Raw genomic sequence first — 5,104 nt, 5'->3', positions numbered from 1 at the left:
GTCAATCCAGCGCTTCTGCCAAAGAACCGTCGACGTCCAGCAGAGATGTGGATAGAAACTTCGGAATCAGGACACTAGTCCGAATGTCAGCAACGGCGATCAAATCAACCTCGAAGGCGGGACCATATCCTCGGTCGCCGACAACGGTGTCATCTACATCTACGGCGGCTCGGGCAGCCTCATTACTGTGGGCTCCGGCGGTCTCATCCAGACGTTAGTCCAGACGCAGGAGAACCGGAACCTCATCAGCACGACGGTCACGAACGGCGGATCCGCCAACCTTACCGTCGGTGTCTATACGGATACGGTCGTGAGCGCGGGAGGATCCGCGACGGTATATGATGGCGCCACAGCGATCGCCTCGGCGGGAACGAATGCGGGGCTGACGATCGGCAACGGGGGCACCGACCTCGTCTTAAACGGTGGCGTCGATAGCGGCACGACTGTCGGCGCCGGTGCCGTCTATGCTGTCAGCTCGGGCGGCACAGGCCTCAGCACCGTCATCAGTGGTGCGGTCGCCACCATTTTCTCAGGTGGCGTCGAGAGCGGCGGCACGGTGGGTGCGGGCGCAACAATGTACGTGTCATCGGGCGCGAGCGTGAGCGCGATCACAGTCCTCGTCGGCGGGTCGTTGGTGATTTTGAGCGGCGGGTCGGAAAGCGGGCTGCTGGACAGCGGCAACGTGACCGTTAGCGGCACTGTTACTGGCGAGACGATCGCGGGCGGCGGCTCCGAGTATGTGGCGAGCGGAGGAACCCTCGACGGATTCACGGTCGGCACAAGCGGCTTCAACACCTCGACGGGCGTGCTCAATGAGGGCTCGGGCGGAACCGTCGAGAGCGGGACCATCTATCCCGGTGCGTTGACTATCAACAACGGCGACCAAATCAGCTTCTATGGGACCATGTCGTCGGTGGTCGATGACGACAACATCTACTATTACGGCGGCACGGCAATAAACACGATAGTGGGCAACAGCGGTTACGTCGGCTCTGGCAACGTCCCAGGCTATTACACGAGCTTTACCAGCACGATGGTTTCGAGCGGCGGCTCGGTTTCCTTTGTCTCCGGTGTCTACAAGGATACGATCGCGAGCAGCGGAGCGGCCGCGACGATAGCTGCCGACGCCACAGCGATCGCCTCGGCGGGAACGAATGCGGGGCTGTCGATCCTGAATGGCGGCACCGACCTCGTCTTAAACGGTGGCGTCGATAGCGGCACGACTGTCGGCGCCGGTGCCGTCTATGCCGTCAGCTCGGGCGGCACAGGCCTCAGCACGCTCATCAGTGGCGGGGTCGCCACCATCTCCTCAGGTGGCGTCGAGAGCGGCGGCACGGCGCTCTCTGGCGGCACTCTCACCGTAAACGCCGGCGGCACCGCCAGTGTCATGCTGATCAGCGCGGGGGGCGCCGAGACGATCTCCGGCGGCGCGACCGGGCTGAACACGATCCTATACTCAGGCGGAGTGCTCAAGCTGCAAAGCGGTGCCCTCGAGAGTGCCGGGACAGTGGCCTCCGGCGCGACCCTGGCGGTCGCCAGTGGCGCGGTGGTGAACGGCGTTACCGTGGCAGCGGGCGGGATAGAGACGGTGGCGTCGGGCGGCACGTCGATCAATCCGATCCTGTCGTTGGGCGGAACGCTCGTGCTCGCCGCTGGAGCGATTGAAAGCGGCGGCACGATCGGTTCGGGCGCGACGCTGTTCGTGTCCTCGGGCGTGACCGTGAGTGGAATGACGGTCGCGCTCGGCGGCTCGCTAGTCGTTCTGAGCGGCGGATCGGATATCGGCGTGATCGACCGCGGTACCGTGGTGGTGAGCAGCGGGGCGGTCGACGGCGGCGATTCCCTAAGCAGCGGCGGGCAGTTGCTGGTGTCGTCCGGCGGCACCGCGCTGTCGGTCACGGTGGGCTCGGGCGGCACCGAGGCGGTGTTGTCTGGCGGCATAGCGCTAGGGCTGAACCTATTCTCGGGCGGTTCAGTCATCCTCGCCTCTGGCGCGGTGCAGAGCGGCAGCACCGTGCAGAGCGGAGCAACATACATTGTCGGCAGCGGCGCGACGGCGCTCAATATGCTGGTCACATCCAGCGGATGGGCAGTTATCCGCGGTTCCGCCAGCGGCGTGGTCAATTCAGGGATTTATTCCGCGGGGACCACATCTCTTCCCAACTATACTGGCCCCGGTGTTGAGGTCTACAGTGGCGGGACTTTAACTAACATTACAGATGGCAATGGGACCATTTCGGCTTACCTCGCAGTGTTGACCGGCGGATATCTCTCCGGTGCCGTGGTCAGTTCGCATGCCACTCTTAACTTGCAGGGAACGATATCGGCCGTTGTCGATTCTGGGCTGATATATGCCTATGGTGGGACGTCGTACAATCTAGTTGTTGCGCAAGGTGCGTCCAATCTTATCGGCGGGAGCGGTGGCGCAGCTCCAGCTTATTACAGCAACACTGTAGTTTCTAGCGGCGCCTCTATTGGTTTTGGGGCCGGAATCTTTATTAACACCAGCGCCATAGCCGGTTCCACGGCGACCGCGGGCTCCGGCGGAACGGCGGAAGCCTCCGCCGGTTCAAATCTTGGCCTGACCATAACCTCCAGCGGCACCGACGTCGTCTTCAGCGGCGGCGTCGACATCGGCACCGTTGTGATTGCCGGCGCCAACTACTTGATTAGTTCGGGCGGCACGGCTCTCAACACCATCATCAGCAGCGGCGCGACCGGGACGATCTCCTTGGGCGGGCTGGAAAGCGGCGCGACGCTGATCAATGGCGGCGCACTTACCGTCAACTCCGGTGGCACCATCCTCAACACCATTAACAGTGGTGGTATCACGCTGAACCCGTCGAGCGGCGCGATCGTTCTCGCCTCCGCCGGCACCAACTTCGGTCTGACCTTAAGGGCCGGTGTCGTCGATCTCGTGAAGGCCGGCGGCATCGATATCTCTGCAACGATCAGTTCCGGCGGCACGGATGCCGTTCTCGCCGGCGGTGTCGCCAACCAAACCCTCATCAGCACCGGCGCGACCGAGACGATCGCCTCGGGCGGCGTAGAAAGCGGCGCCACGGTGTTTGCTGGCGGCAGGCTCAGCGTCAGCGCCGGCGGCACCATGATCAACACCATCAATAGCGCGGGCGTCATCCTGAACGTGTCGAGCGGCATGACGGCGATCGCTTCCGCTGGCAGCAACCTCAGTCTCACCATCAACGCCGGCGCGACCGACCTCGTGCAGTTTGGCGGCGCCGACACCGCCGCGACCATCACCTCCGGCGGCACGGAGATTGTCGGCTTCGGTGGTGTCGCCATCCACACCGTCATCAGCAGCGGCGGGACGGAGACGATCGCCTCGGGCGGCGTGGAAAGCGGCGCCACGGTGTTCTCCGGCGGCGCACTCAGCGTCAGCGCCGGCGGCACGATGACCAACACCATCAACAGCGGTGGCGCCGCCCTGAGCGTGCCGAGCGGCGTGACGGCGATCGCCTCCGCCGGCAGCAACCTCAGTCTCACCATCAACGCCGGCGCGACCGATCTCGTGCAGTTTGGCGGCACCGACACCGCCGCGAACATCACCTCCGGCGGCACGGAGGTTGTCGGCTCCGGTGGTGTCGCGAGCGACACCACCATCATCAGGGGCGGGATCGGGACGATCGCCTCGGGCGGGTTGGAAAGCGGTGCCACGGTAGTCTCTGGTGGTGCGGTCACCGTCAGCATGGGCGGCACCGACATCGCCGCGACCATCAGTTCCGGCGGCGTAGAGATCGTCGGTCCTGGCGCAACCTCGCTGGCGCCGTTCCTGTCCTCAGGCGGAACTCTCGTGTTCGCGGCTGGGGTGATCGAAAGGGGCGGCACCGTGGCTTCCGGCGCGACGGTGTTCGTGTCCTCGGGTGTGATCGTGAGCGGCATGACGGTGCTGGCCGGCGGCTCACTGGTGGTTTTGAGCGGCGGGTCGGATGTCGGTGAGGTCGACCAGGGCACGGTGGTGGTGAGCAGCGGGGCCGTCGAGAGGGGCGATATCCTGAGCGGCGTAGGGCAGATTCTGGTGTCCTCAGGCGGCACGGCGCTGTCGGTCACGCTGAGCTCGGGCGGCATCGAGACGGTGCTGTTGGGCGGCACGGGGCTGGGGCTCGACCTGTCCTCCGGTGGGGTGATCACCCTTGCCTCCGGCGCATTGCAGAGCGGCAGCACCGTGGAGAGCGGGGCAACTTATTCCGTCACTGGTGGAGCGACAGCGATTGATATGTTGATCACCTCCGCTGTGAAGGGGGTGTCCTTCTTCGGTTTCGTAAGCGATGTCACGATTCTGGCATCTGATTCGGCGCTCGGCAATATTCACGTCTTGAGCGGAGGAACCCTTGACGGGTTCACCGTCGGCTCGAGCGGAGACAGCGCCCCAGTTGACGTGACTGTCGCACCAGGTGCGACCATTGAAAGTGGGACGATTTATCCTTCTACCAGTGGCCAAAACGAAATCTCACTTAGGGGAACCATGTCGTCGGTGGTGGTCGATGGTGTCGTCATTGGATCAGGCGCCACGGCGTTTGACACCACGGTAGGCAGCGGCGGGACCCTGGCCAACAGTGACCTGTCAATAACTCAGAATTTTACCAGCACGACGATCTTGACCGGCGGAACGGCCGAATTTGGTCGTGGCATCTACACGGACACGATCGCGAACTCAGGGGCAACAGCGACAATAACTGTTGGCGCCACAGCAATCGCATCGGCGGGAACAAATGCGGGGCTGACAATTAGTTCGGGCGGCACCGACCTCGTCCTCAATGGGGGTGTCGATAGCGGCACCATTGTTAGCGCAGGTGGGGTCTACGCCGCCAGCTCGGGCGGCACAGGTCTCGACACCATCATCAGCAGCGGCGGGGTGGGGACGATCGACTCGAGCGGACTGGAAAGCGGCGCCACGCTGGTCGCGGGCGGCGTTCTCAGCGTGCTCTCGAGCGGAGTTGCCTCGGGCACACTCGATAGCGGCAGCGTGGTGGTGGCCGGCGGCACCGATATCGGCGACACGATCGAAAGCGGCGGCACCGAGGTGGTGGCGAGCGGCGGCATCGCCTCGGGGGCAACCCTTGCGGGCGGCACGCTCATACTCACG

The 5,104-nt window shown here is 64.1% G+C and carries 1 protein-coding gene; it reads left to right on the top strand.

Features of this window, described 5'->3' with window-relative positions; translation table 11 throughout:
• Positions 1-187: 187 nt before the first annotated feature.
• Positions 188-5,104 (top strand): hypothetical protein (locus GSQ92_RS06830; protein WP_216856763.1); only part of this gene is annotated, 4,917 nt, incomplete at its 3' end.

Source organism: Acidisoma sp. S159, assembly GCF_009766125.1.
Lineage (GTDB): Bacteria > Pseudomonadota > Alphaproteobacteria > Acetobacterales > Acetobacteraceae > Acidisoma.
This window is presented reverse-complemented; position numbering and strand designations above follow the sequence as displayed.